Origin of the sequence: Pseudomonas sp. PS02303 (genome assembly GCF_029959925.1) — a bacterium.
GTDB classification, from domain to species: domain Bacteria; phylum Pseudomonadota; class Gammaproteobacteria; order Pseudomonadales; family Pseudomonadaceae; genus Aquipseudomonas; species Aquipseudomonas mandelii.
In genome coordinates, this window is record NZ_JASCOM010000039.1 from 21,448 (window position 1) to 38,834 (window position 17,387).

16 protein-coding genes and 1 riboswitch are annotated in these 17,387 nt (G+C 60.9%); of the genes, 10 read left to right on the forward strand and 6 right to left on the reverse strand.

Features of this window, described 5'->3' with window-relative positions:
• Window positions 1-123: 123 nt before the first annotated feature.
• The 3 genes from QMX98_RS12320 to hldE all read left to right on the forward strand — a co-directional run bounded on the left by QMX98_RS12320 (window position 124) and on the right by hldE (window position 2,950).
• Window positions 124-828, forward strand: coding sequence for a sulfotransferase family 2 domain-containing protein (locus QMX98_RS12320; protein WP_077747661.1), 705 nt, complete (start codon window positions 124-126; stop codon window positions 826-828).
• A complete protein-coding gene (gene cysC, locus QMX98_RS12325; RefSeq protein WP_077747662.1) occupies window positions 821-1,426 on the forward strand; it encodes an adenylyl-sulfate kinase in 606 nt (201 codons plus the stop codon). The genes QMX98_RS12320 and cysC overlap by 8 nt, the downstream gene beginning before the upstream one ends.
• A gap of 102 nt (window positions 1,427-1,528) precedes the next feature.
• Window positions 1,529-2,950 carry a bifunctional D-glycero-beta-D-manno-heptose-7-phosphate kinase/D-glycero-beta-D-manno-heptose 1-phosphate adenylyltransferase HldE gene (gene hldE, locus QMX98_RS12330; RefSeq protein ID WP_010464267.1) on the forward strand — a complete coding sequence of 474 codons (1,422 nt, stop codon included), beginning with the start codon at window positions 1,529-1,531 and terminating at the stop codon, window positions 2,948-2,950.
• Between the two features lie 160 nt (window positions 2,951-3,110).
• Here the strand turns inward: hldE and QMX98_RS12335 are convergent, their stop codons facing one another.
• From QMX98_RS12335 to QMX98_RS12350, 4 genes are all read right to left on the reverse strand, one after another.
• Window positions 3,111-4,076 carry a hypothetical protein gene (locus QMX98_RS12335; RefSeq protein WP_010464265.1) on the reverse strand — a complete coding sequence of 322 codons (966 nt, stop codon included), beginning with the start codon at window positions 4,074-4,076 and terminating at the stop codon, window positions 3,111-3,113.
• A 32-nt stretch (window positions 4,077-4,108) separates the two neighbouring features.
• On the reverse strand, window positions 4,109-4,921 hold the full coding sequence (locus tag QMX98_RS12340; protein ID WP_282410828.1) for an aldo/keto reductase: 813 nt from the start codon (window positions 4,919-4,921) through the stop codon (window positions 4,109-4,111).
• Window positions 4,918-6,093 carry an FAD-dependent oxidoreductase gene (locus tag QMX98_RS12345; protein WP_200667552.1) on the reverse strand — a complete coding sequence of 392 codons (1,176 nt, stop codon included), beginning with the start codon at window positions 6,091-6,093 and terminating at the stop codon, window positions 4,918-4,920. Before QMX98_RS12345 ends, QMX98_RS12340 begins: the two co-directional genes overlap by 4 nt.
• Before the next feature lie 241 nt (window positions 6,094-6,334).
• Window positions 6,335-6,667: a multidrug efflux SMR transporter gene (locus QMX98_RS12350; protein ID WP_010464258.1), complete on the reverse strand. Its 333-nt coding sequence runs from the start codon at window positions 6,665-6,667 to the stop codon at window positions 6,335-6,337.
• 103 nt (window positions 6,668-6,770) lie between these two features.
• Between QMX98_RS12350 and QMX98_RS12355 the strand changes: the two genes are divergently transcribed.
• Both QMX98_RS12355 and waaA read left to right on the forward strand, forming a co-directional pair.
• A complete protein-coding gene (locus tag QMX98_RS12355) occupies window positions 6,771-7,691 on the forward strand; it encodes a LysR family transcriptional regulator (protein WP_282410829.1) in 921 nt (306 codons plus the stop codon).
• The gene (gene waaA / locus QMX98_RS12360) at window positions 7,684-8,964 is read left to right on the forward strand and encodes a lipid IV(A) 3-deoxy-D-manno-octulosonic acid transferase (RefSeq protein ID WP_282410830.1); all 1,281 of its coding nucleotides are present in this window, start codon (window positions 7,684-7,686) and stop codon (window positions 8,962-8,964) included. Before QMX98_RS12355 ends, waaA begins: the two co-directional genes overlap by 8 nt.
• 147 nt (window positions 8,965-9,111) lie before the next feature.
• Here waaA and QMX98_RS12365 read toward each other — a convergent pair whose 3' ends face one another.
• Window positions 9,112-10,551 (reverse strand): TolC family outer membrane protein, encoded by a 1,440-nt coding sequence (locus tag QMX98_RS12365; RefSeq protein WP_221108122.1) that lies wholly within the window; start codon window positions 10,549-10,551, stop codon window positions 9,112-9,114.
• A gap of 190 nt (window positions 10,552-10,741) precedes the next feature.
• Window positions 10,742-10,847: riboswitch (TPP riboswitch) on the forward strand.
• A 168-nt stretch (window positions 10,848-11,015) separates the two neighbouring features.
• Here QMX98_RS12365 and thiC point away from each other — a divergent pair.
• Window positions 11,016-12,905 (forward strand): phosphomethylpyrimidine synthase ThiC, encoded by a 1,890-nt coding sequence (gene thiC / locus QMX98_RS12370; RefSeq protein ID WP_077747667.1) that lies wholly within the window; start codon window positions 11,016-11,018, stop codon window positions 12,903-12,905.
• A gap of 106 nt (window positions 12,906-13,011) precedes the next feature.
• A complete protein-coding gene (gene cytX / locus QMX98_RS12375) occupies window positions 13,012-14,304 on the forward strand; it encodes a putative hydroxymethylpyrimidine transporter CytX (protein WP_083375187.1) in 1,293 nt (430 codons plus the stop codon).
• Here the strand turns inward: cytX and QMX98_RS12380 are convergent.
• Window positions 14,273-15,019: an RsiV family protein gene (locus tag QMX98_RS12380; RefSeq protein WP_010464245.1), complete on the reverse strand. Its 747-nt coding sequence runs from the start codon at window positions 15,017-15,019 to the stop codon at window positions 14,273-14,275. The two genes, cytX and QMX98_RS12380, sit on opposite strands and share 32 nt — an antisense overlap.
• Window positions 15,020-15,234: 215 nt before the next feature.
• Between QMX98_RS12380 and QMX98_RS12385 the strand changes: the two genes are divergently transcribed.
• The 3 genes from QMX98_RS12385 (at window position 15,235) to cpdA (ending at window position 17,209) form a co-directional block, all read left to right on the forward strand.
• Window positions 15,235-15,852: an NUDIX domain-containing protein gene (locus QMX98_RS12385; protein WP_010464243.1), complete on the forward strand. Its 618-nt coding sequence runs from the start codon at window positions 15,235-15,237 to the stop codon at window positions 15,850-15,852.
• Window positions 15,843-16,295 (forward strand): DUF1249 domain-containing protein, encoded by a 453-nt coding sequence (locus tag QMX98_RS12390; RefSeq protein ID WP_008153350.1) that lies wholly within the window; start codon window positions 15,843-15,845, stop codon window positions 16,293-16,295. The genes QMX98_RS12385 and QMX98_RS12390 overlap by 10 nt, the downstream gene beginning before the upstream one ends.
• A 98-nt stretch (window positions 16,296-16,393) precedes the next feature.
• Entirely contained in the window at window positions 16,394-17,209 is an 816-nt protein-coding gene (cpdA, locus tag QMX98_RS12395; protein WP_083375186.1) for a 3',5'-cyclic-AMP phosphodiesterase, read from the forward strand.
• Window positions 17,210-17,387: the final 178 nt, after the last annotated feature.

Below are 17,387 nucleotides of genomic sequence, written 5' to 3' on the forward strand. Positions count from 1 at the left end.
TTGTATCAAGACCTTTACCTTCCTTGACCAAACCTGAATAAAACTACGCTCCGCGCTTGTTAATGTTCCTGAACGAACCTTGACTTCAATCGAGAGGACCATCCCTTTCGCGCGGGTGCTTTCATGTTGCAACGTTATCTCTGGAAACTCCTGCCCAAGCCGCAACGGGCTTTCCTGCTGGGGCGCCTGTCGGTGGTCGACCGTCAGGTGGTGAACAAGTCAATGTCGGCCAACCTGCATTTTCCCAAGGCCTTCGAACAGCGCTCCTGTCTGTTCATTCATGTCCCCAAGTGCGCCGGAAGCAGCGTCTGCGCGGCGCTGTTCGATAACTGGAGCCCGGGTCACTTGCCGCTGTACTGGTACGAACAACAGTTTCCCGAGCAGTTCGCCGCCTGTTTCAAATTCGCTTTCGTTCGCGACCCGTTGGAGAGGGCCTATTCCGCCTACGCGTTTTTGCGAGGCAACGCGTTGGGACCGCGCGATCACGCGGCGCAGAAACTGGTCAGCCATTACCGCGACTTCGACGACTTTGTCGGTCGCTGGCTGCACCCTGAAACGATCCGCCAGCAACTGCATTTCGCCGCGCAGACGGATTTTCTCACCGACTCCCTGGGGCATCTTGCGTTGGACTTCATGGGTTACCAGGAGCATCTGGAGCGGGACTTCCAGCTGGTCTGCGAGCAATTGGGACATTCGGCGTTGCTGCCGCACGTCAACAGTTCCCGGCAGCGGCAGTCGATGCCGGCCCGTGACTTCTGCTCGGTTCGGACCCGTCGGCTGGTACGGCGGGCGTACCAGCGTGATTACGAGCTGCTTGGTTATGAATGAGGTGCTATCCATGCCCGCTTGCGCCATCAGACCTTACAATTTGTCGCTGTCGAATGAAGCCCGGGCCTCGATCAAGTCCCAGCGACCGCGCTGCCTCTGGCTGACGGGGTTGTCGGGGGCGGGCAAGTCGACCCTGGCCAACGCCCTTGAGCTGCGGCTCAATCAGTTCGAGCTGCACACGTTTCTACTCGATGGCGATAACTTGCGCGCTGGTTTGTGCCGTGATCTGGGGATGGGAGCGGATTGTCGCCGGGAAAACATCCGGCGCATGGCCGAGGTGGCGCGGCTGATGGTCGATGCCGGCCTGATTGTGATCGTTGCGGCGATCTCGCCCTTTCGCGCCGAGCGTGAGGCCGCACGTCGTTTATTCGCCAAAGGCGATTTCATCGAGGTGTATGTCAGCACGCCGTTCGCGGTGTGCGCGCAACGCGACCCGAAAGGTTTGTATCAGGCCGCACGGGAAGGGCGCATCAAGGACTTCACCGGCATCGACAGCCCGTACGAGGCGCCGCTGTCGGCCGAGTGCGAGATCGATACCGAGGCACTGGGCCTGGCAGACGCTTGCCTTCGACTGACGGCATTTTTGCTCAATAAATGAACAGTTTTACCCTGAAGGCCATCCCGTTGCAGCCGTCGCGCAAGCCTGCGCCAACCCTGTGGTAATATCGCGCCCCTGTTCATTTTGTATGTGGGTTGCTCCATGAAGTTGTCCATGCCGCGATTCGATCAAGCCCCTGTCTTGGTGGTCGGCGATGTCATGCTCGACCGTTACTGGCATGGTGGTACCTCACGGATTTCCCCTGAGGCGCCGGTGCCGGTAGTCAAGGTCGAGCAAATCGAGGACCGCCCGGGCGGTGCCGCCAACGTTGCGTTGAACATTGCCGCCCTCGGCGCACCGGCCTCTCTGGTCGGCGTGACCGGCGACGATGAAGCTGCCGACAGCCTGGCCAATAGCCTCAAGGGCGCTGGCGTGCGGGCGTTGTTCCAGCGCATTGCGCACCAGCCGACCATCGTCAAGCTGCGGGTCATGAGCCGTCACCAGCAATTGCTGCGTATCGACTTCGAAGAACCTTTCGCCACCGACGCCCTGGCGCTGGGCGAGCAGGTCGACGAACTGCTCGAAGGCATCAAGGTGCTGGTGCTGTCCGACTACGGCAAAGGCGCACTGAAAAACCATCAGGTGCTGATCCAGGCCGCCCGTGCCCGTGGCATTCCGGTGCTGGCCGATCCCAAGGGCAAGGACTTCTCGATCTACCGTGGCGCGAGTTTGATCACGCCGAACCTCAGCGAATTCGAAACCATCGTCGGCGGTTGCGCCGATGAGCACGAGCTGGTCAGCAAGGGCGCGCAGTTGATGCACGACCTGGACCTCGGCGCGTTGCTGGTGACCCGTGGCGAGCACGGCATGACCTTGTTGCGCCCGGACCATCCGGCGCTGCACCTGCCGGCTCGTGCGCGTGAAGTGTTCGACGTGACCGGTGCCGGCGACACGGTGATTTCCACGCTGGCGGCCGCGATTGCCGCGGGCGAAGAGCTGCCACACGCGGTGGCCCTGGCCAATCTGGCGGCGGGCATCGTCGTCGGCAAGCTCGGTACGGCGGCGATCAGTGCCCCGGAACTGCGTCGTGCCATCCAGCGCGAAGAAGGTTCCGAGCGCGGTGTGCTGGGCCTTGAGCAGTTGCTGCTGGCGGTCGACGATGCGCGAGCACATAAAGAGAAGATTGTTTTCACCAACGGCTGCTTCGACATCCTGCACGCCGGCCACGTGACCTACCTCGAGCAGGCACGCGCCCAAGGCGATCGTCTGATCGTTGCGGTCAACGACGATGCCTCGGTCAGCCGCCTGAAAGGGCCGGGTCGTCCGATCAATAGCGTCGACCGTCGCATGGCCGTACTGGCCGGTCTGGGCGCCGTGGATTGGGTGATCAGCTTCCCTGAAGGCACCCCTGAAAACCTGCTGCGCGAGGTCAAGCCGGACGTGTTGGTCAAGGGCGGGGATTACGGGATCGACCAGGTGGTCGGCGCGGACATCGTGACCGCTTACGGCGGAACCGTGAAAGTGCTGGGGCTGGTGGCAAACAGTTCGACTACCGCAATAGTCGAAAAAATCCGCAATAACTGAAGACGACGCGGTCACTGTGGTGAGGGAGCTTGCTCCCGCTGGGCTGCGAAGCGGCCCCAAAACCATACACCGCGTGATTTCAGGGAATACTCGTTAGCCGGTGCGGCTACTGCGTAGCCGAGCGGGAGCAAGCTCCCTCGCCACACAAGCACTCTTGTTCCTATCGCACTGCCTTACGCGGCACAATCTTCTTCAGCAATTGCTTCGCCTTCCCGCGTAACCGGGCCAGACCCGAATCCTTCCCCGGCGGGCTCAACCCCTGCTGCCGTACCCAATCCTTCCAGCGAATCCGCTCATCGCGCACCAGCCAGCCTTCCTGCTGGGCAAAACTCTCTGCCAGGTACAGCCCGCGCGTACTCGCCGGGTACAGCTGATCCTTTTTCAAGGTATACAGCTCGGCCATCGGCTGGCCGTCCTGCAGCGGCATCAAATACAAATCGGGGCGCTTGCGATCGAGCCGGGCCACCAGCTGATCGCCCTCCAGTCGCTCATCGACATGAAACAGGCTCAGGGACTTGGCTTCCTTGGGTACGTCCAGGCGCAAGTCATAAATCAATTGCAGCGAAGCCGTCGGCAAATGCACGTAAGCCCGCGGACGTTCGATCAACTGCATCTTGGCGCAACGCACAGGCCGTGCGGAGCCGGACAACGGCGTCAGGCGAAAGGGTAATGCCTCGCGATAATGCAGCGCCGAGGAGTAGGGCGCCGGCAGCCAGGTGTCATTGAAGCGTCCACCGAGCCAGCCTTCCGGGGTTTCCAGCAGGCACTCTTCGGCGATCTCCTGGATCGCCGTATGCAGTGGCAGGTTCAGCTCGTGGGCTGGCACGTAACCGGAGATTAACTTGAGCACCACATCGCCGCGGTCTTGCCGGCGTTGACGCACCAAGACCCAGTAATCGCGATTCTGCCAATGCAGGGTCAGGCGCACCGAGACCCCAAGGTTGGCCAGTTCCAGCGAGAAGCGCTCAGTGTCGGGCACCGTCACAGGGCGGCGACGTTGCAGGGTCTGGGAGAAATTGAGCGGCATCCCGACGCTCTGATAGCTCAAGCCTTCGGGAGTCGCTTCGACGTACAACGGCAGGGTCTTGAAGTTGCTCGGGTTCTTTCTTATGAGCGTGCGCGGCATGTCGGCTCCTGCTTAAGGCCGCGTGGGCGGCATCAGTTTCTACGTAGGACCTGGGCAACGGTCGCGACGTTGTGGGCGAGGTGCAGCGGATTGATGGTCCCGACAATAGCACTGGCAACACCCGGATGTTCAAACAACAACTCGAAGCTGGCGCGCACCGGGTCTACGCCCGGACTCAGGCAGACGTGACCGCTGGCGAGGGCTTTTTTGACCAGAATGGCTTTGCCGTGAGCAGCAGCATAGTCAATGACCGGCTTCTCGCTCTGTTCGTTCAGATTGTAGGTGACCATGGCGCAATCACCCTGTTCCAGAGCCTTCAAACCCCCTTCGACGGTTTTGCCGGAAAAACCGAAGCCGCGAATCTTGCCTTCGGCCTTGAGCGCGGCGAGGGTCGCGTAGACTTCGCTGTCGTTGAGAATTGCCAGGTCGTTGCCGTCGGAGTGCACCAGCACCAGATCGATAACATCTGTTTCCAGGCGTTGCAGGCTGCGCTCCACTGAACGTCGAGTATGGGCGGCGCTGAAGTCGTGACTCGACTGGCCGTCGGCAAATTCTTCGCCGACCTTGCTGACGATCACCCAGTCCTCACGCTGACCACGCAACAGCGGGCCGAGGCGCTCTTCACTGCGGCCATAAGCCGGGGCGGTGTCTATCAGGTTAATGCCCATATCGCGCGCGAGTTTGAGCAGCATGCGCGCTTCGTCATCGCCGGGAATCTGGAAACCGTTGGGGTATTTCACGCCTTGGTCGCGGCCCAGTTTTACCGTGCCCAGGCCCAGCGGTGAAACCAGCAGGCCGGTGCTGCCGAGGGGGCGATGCAGGTCGTGCAGGGTCTTTACGCTCATGGCAGCAGTTGCTCCCAGGCTGGAACGCAAATCGGCGGTTTTGGCAGGTCGGGCAGCGGCGCTGGATGGCTTGGCTGGATGCCGTCACGCTGTAAAGACGCGATGACCCGGTCGGCGAAGTCCGGCGCCAGTGCCAGTTTGGTCGGCCAACCGACCAGCAGCCGGCCTTCTTCGGCAAGGAAGGCATTGTCTGGGCGCGTCAGTCCCGATTGCAGCGGTTCGGCGCGATCCACACGCAAGGTGGCCCATTGCGCGGTGCTCAGGTCGATCCATGGCAGCAACTGGCCAAGTTCTTTCTGCGCTGTGGCGATTTGCTCGGCGGGTTCACGGGCAACCCCTTCGGCTTCAGCGATATCGCCGCCCATGTACCAGACCCATTGGCCATCGGCGGCCGGATGGGTGGTCACGGTCAGGCGCGGTTTGGTGCCGCCGCCCAGGCAGTGGGCATACAGCGGTTTGAGGCTCGGGCCTTTGGCGATGATCATGTGCAACGGCCGGCGTTGCATGGCGGGCTGGCTCAGCCCCAGGGCGTCGAGCAACGCCGCTGTGCCGGCACCGGCGCTGAGCACGATGCGCTGGGCGCGGATCTCACGTCCGTCGACCTTCAGGCCCACCAGAACCCCGGCCTCCAGCAACGGTTCGATCTTCTGACCGGCGAGCAGGCCATCACCGGCCAAGTCGGCCAGGCGCTGAATCAGGCTTGGCACGTCGATGACCAGTTCCGCCAATCGGTAAACCTTGCCCTTGAAGCGCTTGTCTTGCAGGGCCGGCGGCAGTTGGTCGCCCTTGACCTGATCGACACGGCCACGCACGGCTTTGCTGGCGAAGAAACTGGTGAGGTTGCCAGCGAGGGTGCCAGGGGACCAGAGGTAATGGGCTTCGGACAGCAAGCGCACGCCGGTCAGATCCAGCTCGCCGTCGCCGGCAAGGGCTTCACGCCAGCGGCGTGGCATGTCGGCGATGGCTTCCGAGGCACCGGTCAGGGCGCCATGCAGCGCGTACTTGGCGCCGCCGTGGATGATGCCCTGGGACTTCACACTCTGCCCGCCGCCGAGGCTGGCGCTTTCCACCAGCACGGTCGAAAAACCCTGGCGACGCAGGCGCGCATTCAGCCAGAGGCCGGCGACACCAGCGCCGACAATCAGAACGTCGGTGGAAATAACGGATGGCATGCAGCGACCTCAGTGTTCAAGACGAGGGCGCAGTATACAGACTCGAAGATTGGAGGTTTTATTGCTGATCAACAGAGGCTATACGCAGGACCTGTGGCGAGGGAGCTTGCTCCCGTTGGGTCGCGAAGCGGCCCCAAAATCTAACGATGCGGTTATTCAGATAAACCGCATCAGGCTATTTACGACTGCTTCGCAGCCGAGCGGGAGCAAGCTCCCTCGCCACAGGGGATTGGGGTGACAGTCAGTGGCCAGCGGTTTTGGAGAAGAGCTGGATGACGACGACGCCCAATACGATCAACGCCATCCCCAGCATCGCCGGTACATCCAGTTTCTGCCCGTAGATAAACAGCGCCGCGATGCTGACCATCACGATGCCCAAACCGGCCCACACCGCATAAGCGACGCCCACCGGAACGCTGCGCACCACCAGGGTCAGCATCCAGAAGGCAATGCCGTAACCGACAATCACCAGAATCAGCGGCAGCGGGGTGCTGAAGCCTTTGACGGCTTTCATTGAAACGGTCGCGATCACTTCGGCGCAGATGGCAATGGCCAGGTAGTAGTAAGCGGTCATAGGTGCATCCTCGTGTGAAGTGTTGCTGTCTGAGTTCGGCATTCTAGAGATTCTCCAGATGCGGTAAAGTCATTACCTATCTGTTCTGAAGATGGGTTGACTCATGAGCATGCAATGGAATCTGGAGCAGCTGCGCCTGTTTGTCAGCGTAGCGGAGCAGCGTTCGTTTTCTGCCGTAGCACGGGTTCAGCGCAAGGCGCAGTCGGCGGTCAGCAGTTCGATTGCGCTGCTGGAGGAAGACCTCGGCGTCAGCCTGTTCGACCGCAGCAGCGGCCGGCAGCCGAAACTCACCGAGGCCGGCAATGCCTTGCTGGAGGAGGCGCGGGAAGTCTTGCGTCAGTGCGAGCGCCTGAACGGTCGGGCGCTGGCGATGATGCGCGGACAGGAAGCGCGTTTGCGCGTGGCTCAGGATGAGGCGATGCCCTATCAGCCGATCATCGAAAGCTTTGCAGCCCTGGCCGACAAATTTCCCAGCCTTGAAGTGCAGCTGACCAGTGCCGCTCAAGGTGATGTGGCGCGCAAACTGGTCGAGCGTCGGGCCGATCTGGGACTGTTGTTTTATCACGACCAGATCCCCGAAGCGCTTGAGCGTCGGGTGCTCGGCAGCGTCGAAATGCTCACCGTATGCGGCGTGCATCATCCCCTGGCGAAACAGGCGCACGTTGATTGTCAGCAACTGGCGCAGCACCGTCAGTTGCTGATGTCCACCCAGTCCAGTATCTATCCCGGCAGTGAGCCGGCCAGTCCGCAGGTCTGGCGGGCCGACAGCTTCTACGTGATGGCCGAATGGCTGGTGCGCGGCCTCGGCTGGGCCTGGCTGCCACGGCACGTGGTGCAGTACCCGGCGTATCAGGACCTGATGGTCGAACTGGACAGCGAATGGACCCCGCCGGCGCTGGTTGTTGAGCTGGTCTGGCGCCGCGACGAACCCCTCGGCCCGGCGGCTCGTTGGCTGGCAGAACGTTTTGCCGTGCATTTGCGGGCGATCGGCGAAAAAACCGATAAACTCCGCCGCCATGAATAGAACTCTCTACACCGCGCTGTTTTACTTGGGGCTGCCATTGGTAGCGATTCGGCTGTGGCTGCGTTCGCGTAAGGCGCCGGCGTATGCCAAACGCATTGGCGAACGCTTCTCCCTCGGCCTGCCGACGATGAAGCCGGGCGGCATCTGGGTGCACGCGGTGTCCGTTGGCGAGAGCATTGCCGCAGCGCCGATGATTCGCGCCCTGCTGCAACGTTATCCACAGCTGCCGATTACCGTGACCTGCATGACCCCGACCGGTTCGGAGCGCATCCATGCCCTGTTTGCCAACGAGCCGCGCATCCAGCACTGCTATTTGCCTTACGACTTGCCGTGCGCGGCAGCACGGTTTCTCGATCGGGTCCAGCCGAAACTGGCGGTAATCATGGAGACCGAACTCTGGCCGAACCACATCCATCAGTGCGCCAAGCGCGGGATTGCGGTGGCGTTGGCCAATGCGCGATTGTCCGAACGTTCGGCCAAGGGCTATGGCCGCTTCCGGAAACTCACCCAGCCGATGCTTGCCGAGATGAGCCTGTTCGCGGTGCAGACCGAAGCCGAAGCTCAGCGCTTCCTTAACCTGGGTGCGCGTGCGGACACTGTCGAAGTGACCGGCTCGATCAAGTTTGACCTGACCATCGATCCGCAATTGCTTCTGCGCGCCACCGAATTGCGCGCGCAATGGCAGGCGCAGGAACGCCCGGTGTGGATCGCCGCGAGTACTCACGAAGGTGAAGACGAAGTGGTGCTGGCGGCCCATCGTCAGTTGCTGGCCAATCATCCCGGTGCGTTGCTGATTCTGGTGCCGCGTCATCCAGAGCGTTTCAACTCAGTGTTCGCCTTGTGCCAGCAGCAGGGATTCGCCACGGTGCGTCGTTCCTCCGGCGAGCCGGTCACGGCTAATACGTCGGTGTTGCTGGGCGACACCATGGGTGAGTTGCTGTTTCTTTATGCCTTGGCGGACAGCGCGTTTGTCGGCGGCAGCCTGGTGCCGAACGGCGGGCATAACCTGCTGGAACCGGCGGCGCTGGCCAAACCGGTGCTGTGCGGCCCGCACCTGTTCAACTTCCTCGAAATCGCCGCACAATTGCGCAGCGCCGGGGCGTTGCAGGAAGTGGAGGATGCCGAAGGCCTGGCGCTGGCGGTGCAGCGGCTGTTCGAATTGCCGCGCGATGCGCAGCGAATGGCGGAGGCTGGGTTGAAAGTGATGCGCACTAATCAAGGCGCGTTGCAGCGGCTACTGGATGGGTTGGGGCGGTTGATCGACTTGACTTGATACCTGTGGCGAGGGAGCTTGCTCCCGTTCGGCTGCGAAGCAGTCGTCAGTCCGGCTTTCTCGGTGTGTCAGGAAACTGCGAGTTGCAGGAGTTGGGGCCGCTTCGCAGCCCAGCGGGAGCAAGCTCCCTCGCCACAGAACCGGTTTTTACTGCGTTGGATTTGCCTTCAACTGCGCCGCCGCAGCCTTCGCCAGATCCGGTGGCAGGAAGTCCTTGTCCGGGTTGTAGTCGGCCTTGAGATAACGCGCCAGGTCCTGCAAATCCCCCGGGTTCAACGTGCCGGCAGCCTGCTTCAAACGCAGGTTGTCGAGGATGTAGTCGTAGCGGGTGTTGTTGTAGTTGCGCACCGAGGTGTACAGCTGACGCTGGGCATCCAGCACGTCAACGATATTTCGCGTGCCGACCTGATAACCGATTTCAGTCGCTTCCACCGCACTCTGGTTGGAGATGATCGACTGTTTGCGTGCCTGCACCTGCTCGACGTCGGTGTTCACCGCCCGGTGCAGGTTGCGGGTGCTTTCCACGATTTGCCGGCGCAGGGATTCACGTTGCTGCTCGGACTGGTCCAGTTGCGCATACGATTGGCGCACCTGGGAGTTGATCAGGCCGCCACTGTAGATCGGGATGTTCACTTGCAGGCCCACCGTCGTTTGTTCGACGTTGCCGCCATACGGCTGGCCAAAGGCGTTCGGGTTGCCGAAGCCCAAGGCGTCGTTATCACCTTTTTCGTACTTCGCCACGGCATCGAGGGTCGGTGCATGACCCGCCTTGCGCTGCTTGAGTGTTTCTTCGGCAGCACTGACGGCGTAATTGCTGGCCAGCAAATTAAGGTTCTGCTTCGCCGCGGTATCGACCCAGGCCTTGGCATCATTCGGTGATGGCGGCAGGATCGGCAGTGTGTGGACAATGCCCTGGATCGAGTTGTATTCGCGGTTGGTCAGGGTGATCAACGCTTCGAACGCATCATCCACCTGGCGCTGGGCGAGGATCCGGTTGGCCCGTGCCGTGTCGTAGCTGGCTTGCGACTGCAGCACGTCGGTCTTGTCCGACAGGCCGACATCGAAGCGCTCGTTGGACTGGTCGAGCTGGCGTTTGAACGCCGCTTCCTCGGCCTTGGTCGAGGCCAGGTTGTCCTGGGTGCGCAGCACGTTGAAGTAGCTTTCGGCTGTCTGCAGGATCAGGTTCTGTTCAGTTGCCGAGAGTTGCAGCGCGGCCTGTTCGTTGACGTCCTTGGCGGCCTGGAACTGGAACCAGCGATCGGCACGGAACAGCGGTTGTGCCAACGTCGCTTGATAGGAATGAGCGTTACGGTTGGCGGTGGCCGAAGGCTGATCGATCGCGGTGCGCACGTTGGCGAGCTCGGCGCCGCCCGAGAGATTGGGCAGCAGCCCGGCGCGGGCCTGGGGCACCACTTCTTTCTGGGCACCGTATTGGGCACGGGCGGCAGCCAGGTCGGCGTTGTTGTCCACCGCTTCCTGGTAGACGCTGACCAGATCGGTTTTGGTCGATAAGGGCGCTTCTGCTGCCCAGGCCATTCCATTGGACGCACAAGACACGGCAAGGGCCAGTGATAGGTTGCGCAGCATGAGGCCATCCCTAAAATTACGCTGATAATTTGAGCGCCAAGGCTACGGCGCGGCCCATACAGCGTCAAGGCGCAGCATGGCTTGGCGAGTGTAATTGTCGCCAAGCACGGCAACAATCCGGTAATTGCGCCATTCATCATGGTGTTTACCGCGGTGTTGGCGTTCTTTGCCAGTTGTGTCTAGACTGGCCGGGTTCTTGTCGGGGTGCCTTGCTATGAGGCTGAGATCGAATAATTTCGGATCCCGTTGAACCTGATCAGGTTAGCGCCTGCGTAGGGAACAAGATTTCTCGTCACCCGGCGAGTCCTCTTGTGCTTCGTCCGGGATGTTGTTCGACAATCGAACACCCCTCGAGCACTGAGCACAGCACCAACGGCTTCGTTATGGCTGATTGGTCGCGTCCATTCGTTACAGGTTCGCTCCGACAAAATTCCACTGCCTGGATGCTGTCTGGAGAGCCCGTGATGACGATAAAACTAAAAAACACTACGAACCTGAGTGACTCGGCCCAAGTCGATCAACAATCGGTTCAGCCGTTTACCCGCTCGCAAAAAATCTATGTCCAGGGTTCCCGCCCGGACATCCTCGTGCCGATGCGCGAAATCAGCCTCGACGTGACCCCGACCGACTTCGGCGGCGAGATCAACGCGCCTGTCGTTGTGTACGACACCTCGGGCCCGTACACCGACCCCAACGTCATCATCGACGTGCGCAAGGGCCTGGCCGATGTGCGCTCGCCTTGGATTGAATCCCGTGGCGACACCGAGCGCCTGTCCGGCCTGAGCTCGAACTTCGGCCAGGAACGCCTCGCCGACGCCGAACTGACCAAGCTGCGTTTTGCCCACGTGAACAACCCGCGCCGCGCCAAGGCCGGGGCCAACGTCAGCCAGATGCACTACGCCCGCAAAGGCATCATTACCGCCGAGATGGAATACGTCGCCATCCGCGAAAACATGAAGCTCGAAGTGGCTCGCGCCGCCGGGCTGCTGGACCAGCAACACGCCGGTCACAGCTTCGGTGCCAGCGTGCCGAAAATCATCACCCCTGAATTTGTCCGTGACGAGATCGCCCGCGGTCGCGCGATCATTCCGGCCAACATCAACCACACCGAACTGGAACCGATGATCATCGGCCGTAACTTCTTGGTGAAGATCAACGGCAACATCGGCAACAGCGCCTTGGGTTCGTCCATCGAAGAAGAAGTGGCGAAACTGACCTGGGGCATTCGCTGGGGTTCGGACACGGTCATGGACCTGTCCACCGGCAAGCACATTCACGAAACCCGTGAGTGGATCATCCGCAACTCGCCGGTGCCTATCGGTACCGTGCCGATCTATCAAGCGTTGGAAAAAGTCGGCGGCGCCGCCGAAGACCTGACCTGGGAGCTGTTCCGCGACACGCTGATCGAACAGGCCGAGCAGGGCGTCGACTACTTCACCATCCACGCCGGCGTGTTGCTGCGCTACGTGCCGCTGACCGCCAAACGCGTCACCGGGATCGTTTCCCGTGGCGGCTCGATCATGGCCAAGTGGTGCCTGGCACACCACAAAGAGAACTTCCTCTACACCCATTTCGAAGACATCTGCGAAATCATGAAGGCCTACGACGTCAGCTTCTCGCTGGGCGATGGCCTGCGTCCGGGCTCAATTGCCGACGCCAACGACGCCGCGCAATTCGGTGAGCTGGAAACCCTCGGAGAGCTGACCAAGATCGCCTGGAAGCACGATGTGCAATGCATGATCGAAGGCCCTGGCCACGTGCCGATGCAGTTGATCAAGGAAAACATGGACAAGCAGCTCGAGTGCTGCGACGAGGCGCCGTTCTACACCCTCGGTCCGCTGACCACTGACATCGCACCGGGCTACGACCACATCACCTCGGGTATCGGTGCGGCGATGATCGGCTGGTTCGGTTGCGCCATGCTTTGCTACGTGACGCCGAAGGAGCACTTGGGCCTGCCGAACAAGGATGACGTGAAGACCGGGATCATCACCTACAAGATCGCCGCGCATGCCGCCGATCTGGCCAAAGGGCATCCGGGCGCACAGATCCGCGACAATGCCTTGAGCAAGGCGCGTTTCGAATTCCGTTGGGAAGACCAGTTCAACCTGGGCCTTGATCCCGACACCGCTCGTTCGTATCACGATGAGACCTTGCCGAAGGATTCGGCCAAGGTCGCGCATTTCTGCTCCATGTGCGGGCCGAAATTCTGTTCGATGAAGATCACCCAGGAAGTCCGCGAATACGCGGCTAACCAACGGATCGAAACCGTCGACGCCGAAGTCGCCCAGGGATTGGCGGACCAGGCTGAGCGGTTCAAGCAGGAAGGCAGTCAGCTGTACAAGAAAATCTAGCCACGAGCGACAAGCGACAAGCTGCAAGAAGAAGCGGTTTGCTTCTAACTTGTAGCTTGTAGCTTGCAGCTTGAAACTTGTCTCTGCTCTTATTGAGATAACACCCTTGAGCATTCAACCCAGCACTTATTCCCCCGACATCGCGGTGCCCATGGACAAACGTGTCTTTGGCGGTCGCGATCTGTTTTCCCTGTGGTTCTCCCTCGGCATCGGCCTGATGGTGCTGCAGACCGGCGCCTTGCTCGCGCCAGGTCTGGGCCTGTCCGGCTCGTTGCTGGCGATCTTCCTCGGCACCCTGGTCGGCGTTCTGCTGCTGGCCGCTGTCGGCGTGATCGGCAGCGACACCGGCCTGTCGTCGATGGCCGCGCTCAAACTCAGCCTCGGCAAACGTGGCGCGAGCCTGCCGGCCGTGCTGAACCTGCTGCAACTGATCGGTTGGGGTTCGTTCGAAATCATTGTGATGCGCGACGCTGCCAGTTTGCTGGGTGCGCGGGCGTTCAGCGAAGGCAGCCTGCTGTCGAATCCGCTGCTCTGGACCGTGTTCTTTGGTGGTTTGGCGACCTTGCTGGCCGTCAGCGGTCCGTTGACGTTCGTGCGACAAATCCTGCGCAAGTGGGGTATCTGGCTGCTGCTGGCCGCGTGCATCTGGCTGACTTGGAACCTGTTCGCCAAGGCCGATCTGACCGCGTTGTGGGCACAGGCCGGTGACGGTTCGATGCCCTTCGCCGTGGGCTTCGACATTGCCATTGCGATGCCGCTGTCGTGGCTGCCGCTGATTGCCGACTACTCACGCTTCGGCAAGCGTGCGAAAAACGTGTTCGGCGGCACCGCGCTGGGCTTCTTTATCGGCAACTTCTGGCTGATGAGCCTCGGCGTGGCTTACACCCTGGCGTTCGCGCCGAGCGGTGAAGTGAATGCCTTGCTGTTGGCATTGGCGGGTGCCGGCCTGGGCATTCCGCTGCTGCTGATTCTGCTGGATGAGTCGGAAAACGCCTTCGCCGACATTCACTCGGCGGCTGTCTCCAGCGGGATTCTGTTGCGCTTGAAAGTCGAGCACCTGGCGTTGGCCATCGGCGTGATTTGCACACTGATCGCGTGCCTGGCGCCACTGGCGCAGTACCAGAACTTCCTGCTGTTGATCGGTTCGGTGTTTGCGCCGCTGTTCGGCGTGGTGCTGGTGGATCACTTCATTTTGCGCAAACGCAGTGCTCAGGTGGCGTCAGCCGCGTTGCGCTGGCCGGCGCTGCTCGCCTGGTTGGGCGGGGTGAGCACCTATCATTTGTTGGCCAATCTGTATCCGGACATCGGCGCAACCCTGCCGTCGTTGATTCTGGCAGGGTTGCTCCAGCTAGTGCTGGGCCGGGCCTTCAGTTACGGCCGGGAAACAGCTCGGGCTTGAGAATGCCGTTCAGGCGCGGGTAGGGGATCTTCAGTTCGACGTGGCCCAGCGCGTAAGGCGCGATGGTGCTCACTTCGTACTTGAGGATCACCCCGCCGTAGGTCAGCGCCACATTCTGGGTTTTCTGGAACGGCCACTGCTTCACGAACTCCGGTTCCTGATCGAGCTTGGTGCTGATCAGCCAGCTGTTGTGCGCCACTTGCGCGGCTTTCCAGAACGCCTCTTCCTGACCCGGCACCAACATGTCGGACAAGGTCAGCACTTTATGCTGCTGGCGCGAATAGTTGATGAAGCCGCGGCCTGGTGTGCCATGTGCGCCGCCGGTGTCCAGGTAGCTGGAAAACTCGACGATCACCAAGCCGTCATGCTGCTCACGTACCTTGGCTTGCAGGTAGCTGCTGTTACGCGGGCCAGCGGTGCGCAAAAACTCATCGCGATAGGCCGCCAGCGTCGGTGCCGCAGGGGCTTCGGGCGAGGTGCGGGTCATTTGCAGCAGGCGCTTTTCGACAATACCGTCAAGCTGAGGCTCGGCCGGGAAGCGCAGCGTATCGATGTTCACGAGCGGGCAGTCAGGCGTCGTGCAACCCGGTTTCAGTGTTTCGGTGGCGTCGCGGGTAGTTTCCAGCGGAGCTCGGTAGTTGGGTTGGAACAAACTCTGGCAGGCACCCAGGGTCAGGGCGATTGCGGCCACGGAGGCGATTTTAAAAAGCGACATGGGCGTCCTTCGTAAAACAGGGAAAGGCAAAAAGTTATCCGCTTCGACTCTCAACGAAGCAGTCAGTTCGCCACTAAGCTAATTAGAGTTGGTTTCGCCCTCACCGTCTATCTCGCTGACGGGAAAGGGGCTGCATCAAACGGCGCGGGCGCGTTAGGATGGCGCGAAGTCGAGGTTGGAGCCTCTTCATGGATTTGCAGTAAACGAGGATTGTCATGACTGATTTTGCCAACGCCATTCCGACCGCCGTTGATATCGTTCGGCGCGAAAAGTGCTACGAGGGCTTCTACAAGCTCGATCGTGTGCACTTGCGCCATGAGTTGTTTGCCGGTGGCATGAGTCGCGAGATCAATCGTGAAGTGTTTGTTCGCCATGATGCCGTGTGCGTGTTGCCATACGATCCGCAGCGCGATGAAGTGGTGCTGATTGAGCAGTTTCGCGTGGGCGCCATGGGCAAGACCGACAACCCGTGGCTGATCGAGCTGGTCGCCGGTCTGATCGACAAGGATGAAGTGCCGGAAGAAGTTGCTCACCGCGAGGCGCAGGAGGAAGCTGGGCTTGTGTTCGGGGCGCTCTGGCCGATGACCAAATACTTTCCATCGCCGGGCGGCAGCAACGAATTTGTGCACTTGTACCTGGGGCGTTGCGACAGCACCGGAGTCGGCGGCCTGCATGGGCTGGAGGAAGAAGCAGAAGATATCCGCGTTACGGTCTGGGCGTTCGAAGATGCCTTGCAGGCCGTCCGCGACGGACGTATTGCCAACGCGCCAAGCATCATTGCCTTGCAATGGTTGGCCTTGAACCGCGCTGAAGTGAGGGGGCTATGGTCGTAAACAAGCTGCGCGATCGTTACAGGGTGGACCTCGTGGGGCTGCAAGCCTCCTGCGAGGCCAACTACGCGCGCCTCATGCGACTGCTGCCGGACATGCGCAACGAACCCGAGGCACGGCGCATTGCCGTGACCCACGGTGACCAGATGCTCGGCGTACTGGCTCTCGAAGTGCTGCAGGTCTGTCCGTACACCACGACCCTGCAAGTGCGCCAGGAACACAGCCTGCCGTGGCTGCCGGTGCCGCAACTGGAAGTGCAGGTCTACCACGATGCGTGCATGGCCGAAGTGGTCAGCGCCGAACATGCACGACGCTTTCGCGGCATCTATCCTTACCCGAATGCCTCAATGCATCAGCCGGATGAAAAGGCCCAGTTGAATATGTTCCTGGGTGAATGGCTGAGCCATTGTCTGGCGTGTGGGCATGAGTACGCCGTTGTGCGCTGAGTGTGAACTGCGTCAGGTTCACAGGTTTCCTCTTTTGATCGTCCCCCAGCATAATTGCGGCACTCATCCAATCCCGTGATTCAGCCTGGGAGAACGCCTTGCCGAGCGTATCCACATTGACCACCGCCGATTCGGCGTTGCTGGTGCAACTGTCCGACAGTCATCTGTTTGCCGAAGCGGACGGGAAGTTGCTGGGCATGAATACCCGGGACAGCCTGCAAAAGGTCATTGAGCTGGTGCGCCTGCAGCAGCCGCAGATTGACCTGATCGTTGCCAGCGGTGATCTGTCTCAGGACGGGACGCTGGAGTCTTATCAGCTGTTTCGCGACCTGACCCGGCAGCTCGATGCGCCGGCGCGCTGGATTCCTGGCAATCATGATGAACCGCGGATCATGGCCGAGGCGGCGGTGCAAAGCGCGTTGCTGGAGCCGGTGGTGGATGTCGGTAACTGGCGGGTGACTTTGCTGGATTCGGCGGTGCCGGGGTCGGTGCCGGGCTATTTGCAGGATGAGCAGTTGCAGTTGCTGGCGCGTTCGTTGAGTGAGGCGCCGGAGCGGCATCATCTGGTCTGCTTTCACCATCATCCGGTGTTGATCGGCTGTTTGTGGATGGAGCCTATCGGCTTGCGTAATCCTGAGGCCTTGTTTGCGGTGCTGGATCGCTTTCCGCAGGTGCGTGCTGTTTTGTGGGGGCATGTGCATCAGGAGGTTGATCAGGTGCGCAAAGGGGTGCGGTTGATTGCTTCGCCTTCGACTTGCATTCAGTTTGAGCCTGGGAGTGATGATTTCAAGGTTGGAGAGCAGGCACCGGGGTATCGCTGGTTGCGGTTGTTGCCGGATGGGCAGATTGAAACGGGTGTTGAGCGGGTCACCGGGTTTGATTTTCAGGTTGATTTCGGGTCGAACGGGTACTGACTTTTCATCTTGGTCTTGGCGGCCTGATAGCCGACCAGGTTCTTGTTTACCGGGTACATATCCGTTTCTGCGGTAACGGCGGCTGGCGGTTTCGCCCTTACGGCGAGTCCCTTTTGTCAAACGCCACAAAAGGAACCAAAAAGTCTCGCCCCAAGCGTCCGGCCCCTCGCTAAGGCTC

Excerpts from the sequence above, each read along its gene's own strand:
- QMX98_RS12390 (WP_008153350.1), top strand. The coding sequence starts at position 15,843 with ATGGTCGTAAACAAGCTGCGCGATCGTTACAGGGTGGACCTCGTGGGG.
- QMX98_RS12345 (WP_200667552.1), bottom strand. The coding sequence starts at position 6,093 with ATGCCATCCGTTATTTCCACCGACGTTCTGATTGTCGGCGCTGGTGTC.
- thiC (WP_077747667.1), top strand. The coding sequence starts at position 11,016 with ATGACGATAAAACTAAAAAACACTACGAACCTGAGTGACTCGGCCCAA.
- QMX98_RS12340 (WP_282410828.1), bottom strand. The coding sequence starts at position 4,921 with ATGAGCGTAAAGACCCTGCACGACCTGCATCGCCCCCTCGGCAGCACC.
- cysC (WP_077747662.1), top strand. The coding sequence starts at position 821 with ATGAATGAGGTGCTATCCATGCCCGCTTGCGCCATCAGACCTTACAAT.
- QMX98_RS12365 (WP_221108122.1), bottom strand. The coding sequence starts at position 10,551 with ATGCTGCGCAACCTATCACTGGCCCTTGCCGTGTCTTGTGCGTCCAAT.
- QMX98_RS12385 (WP_010464243.1), top strand. The coding sequence starts at position 15,235 with ATGACTGATTTTGCCAACGCCATTCCGACCGCCGTTGATATCGTTCGG.
- hldE (WP_010464267.1), top strand. The coding sequence starts at position 1,529 with ATGAAGTTGTCCATGCCGCGATTCGATCAAGCCCCTGTCTTGGTGGTC.
- QMX98_RS12320 (WP_077747661.1), top strand. The coding sequence starts at position 124 with ATGTTGCAACGTTATCTCTGGAAACTCCTGCCCAAGCCGCAACGGGCT.
- QMX98_RS12380 (WP_010464245.1), bottom strand. The coding sequence starts at position 15,019 with ATGTCGCTTTTTAAAATCGCCTCCGTGGCCGCAATCGCCCTGACCCTG.
- QMX98_RS12355 (WP_282410829.1), top strand. The coding sequence starts at position 6,771 with ATGAGCATGCAATGGAATCTGGAGCAGCTGCGCCTGTTTGTCAGCGTA.
- QMX98_RS12350 (WP_010464258.1), bottom strand. The coding sequence starts at position 6,667 with ATGACCGCTTACTACTACCTGGCCATTGCCATCTGCGCCGAAGTGATC.
- waaA (WP_282410830.1), top strand. The coding sequence starts at position 7,684 with ATGAATAGAACTCTCTACACCGCGCTGTTTTACTTGGGGCTGCCATTG.
- QMX98_RS12335 (WP_010464265.1), bottom strand. The coding sequence starts at position 4,076 with ATGCCGCGCACGCTCATAAGAAAGAACCCGAGCAACTTCAAGACCCTG.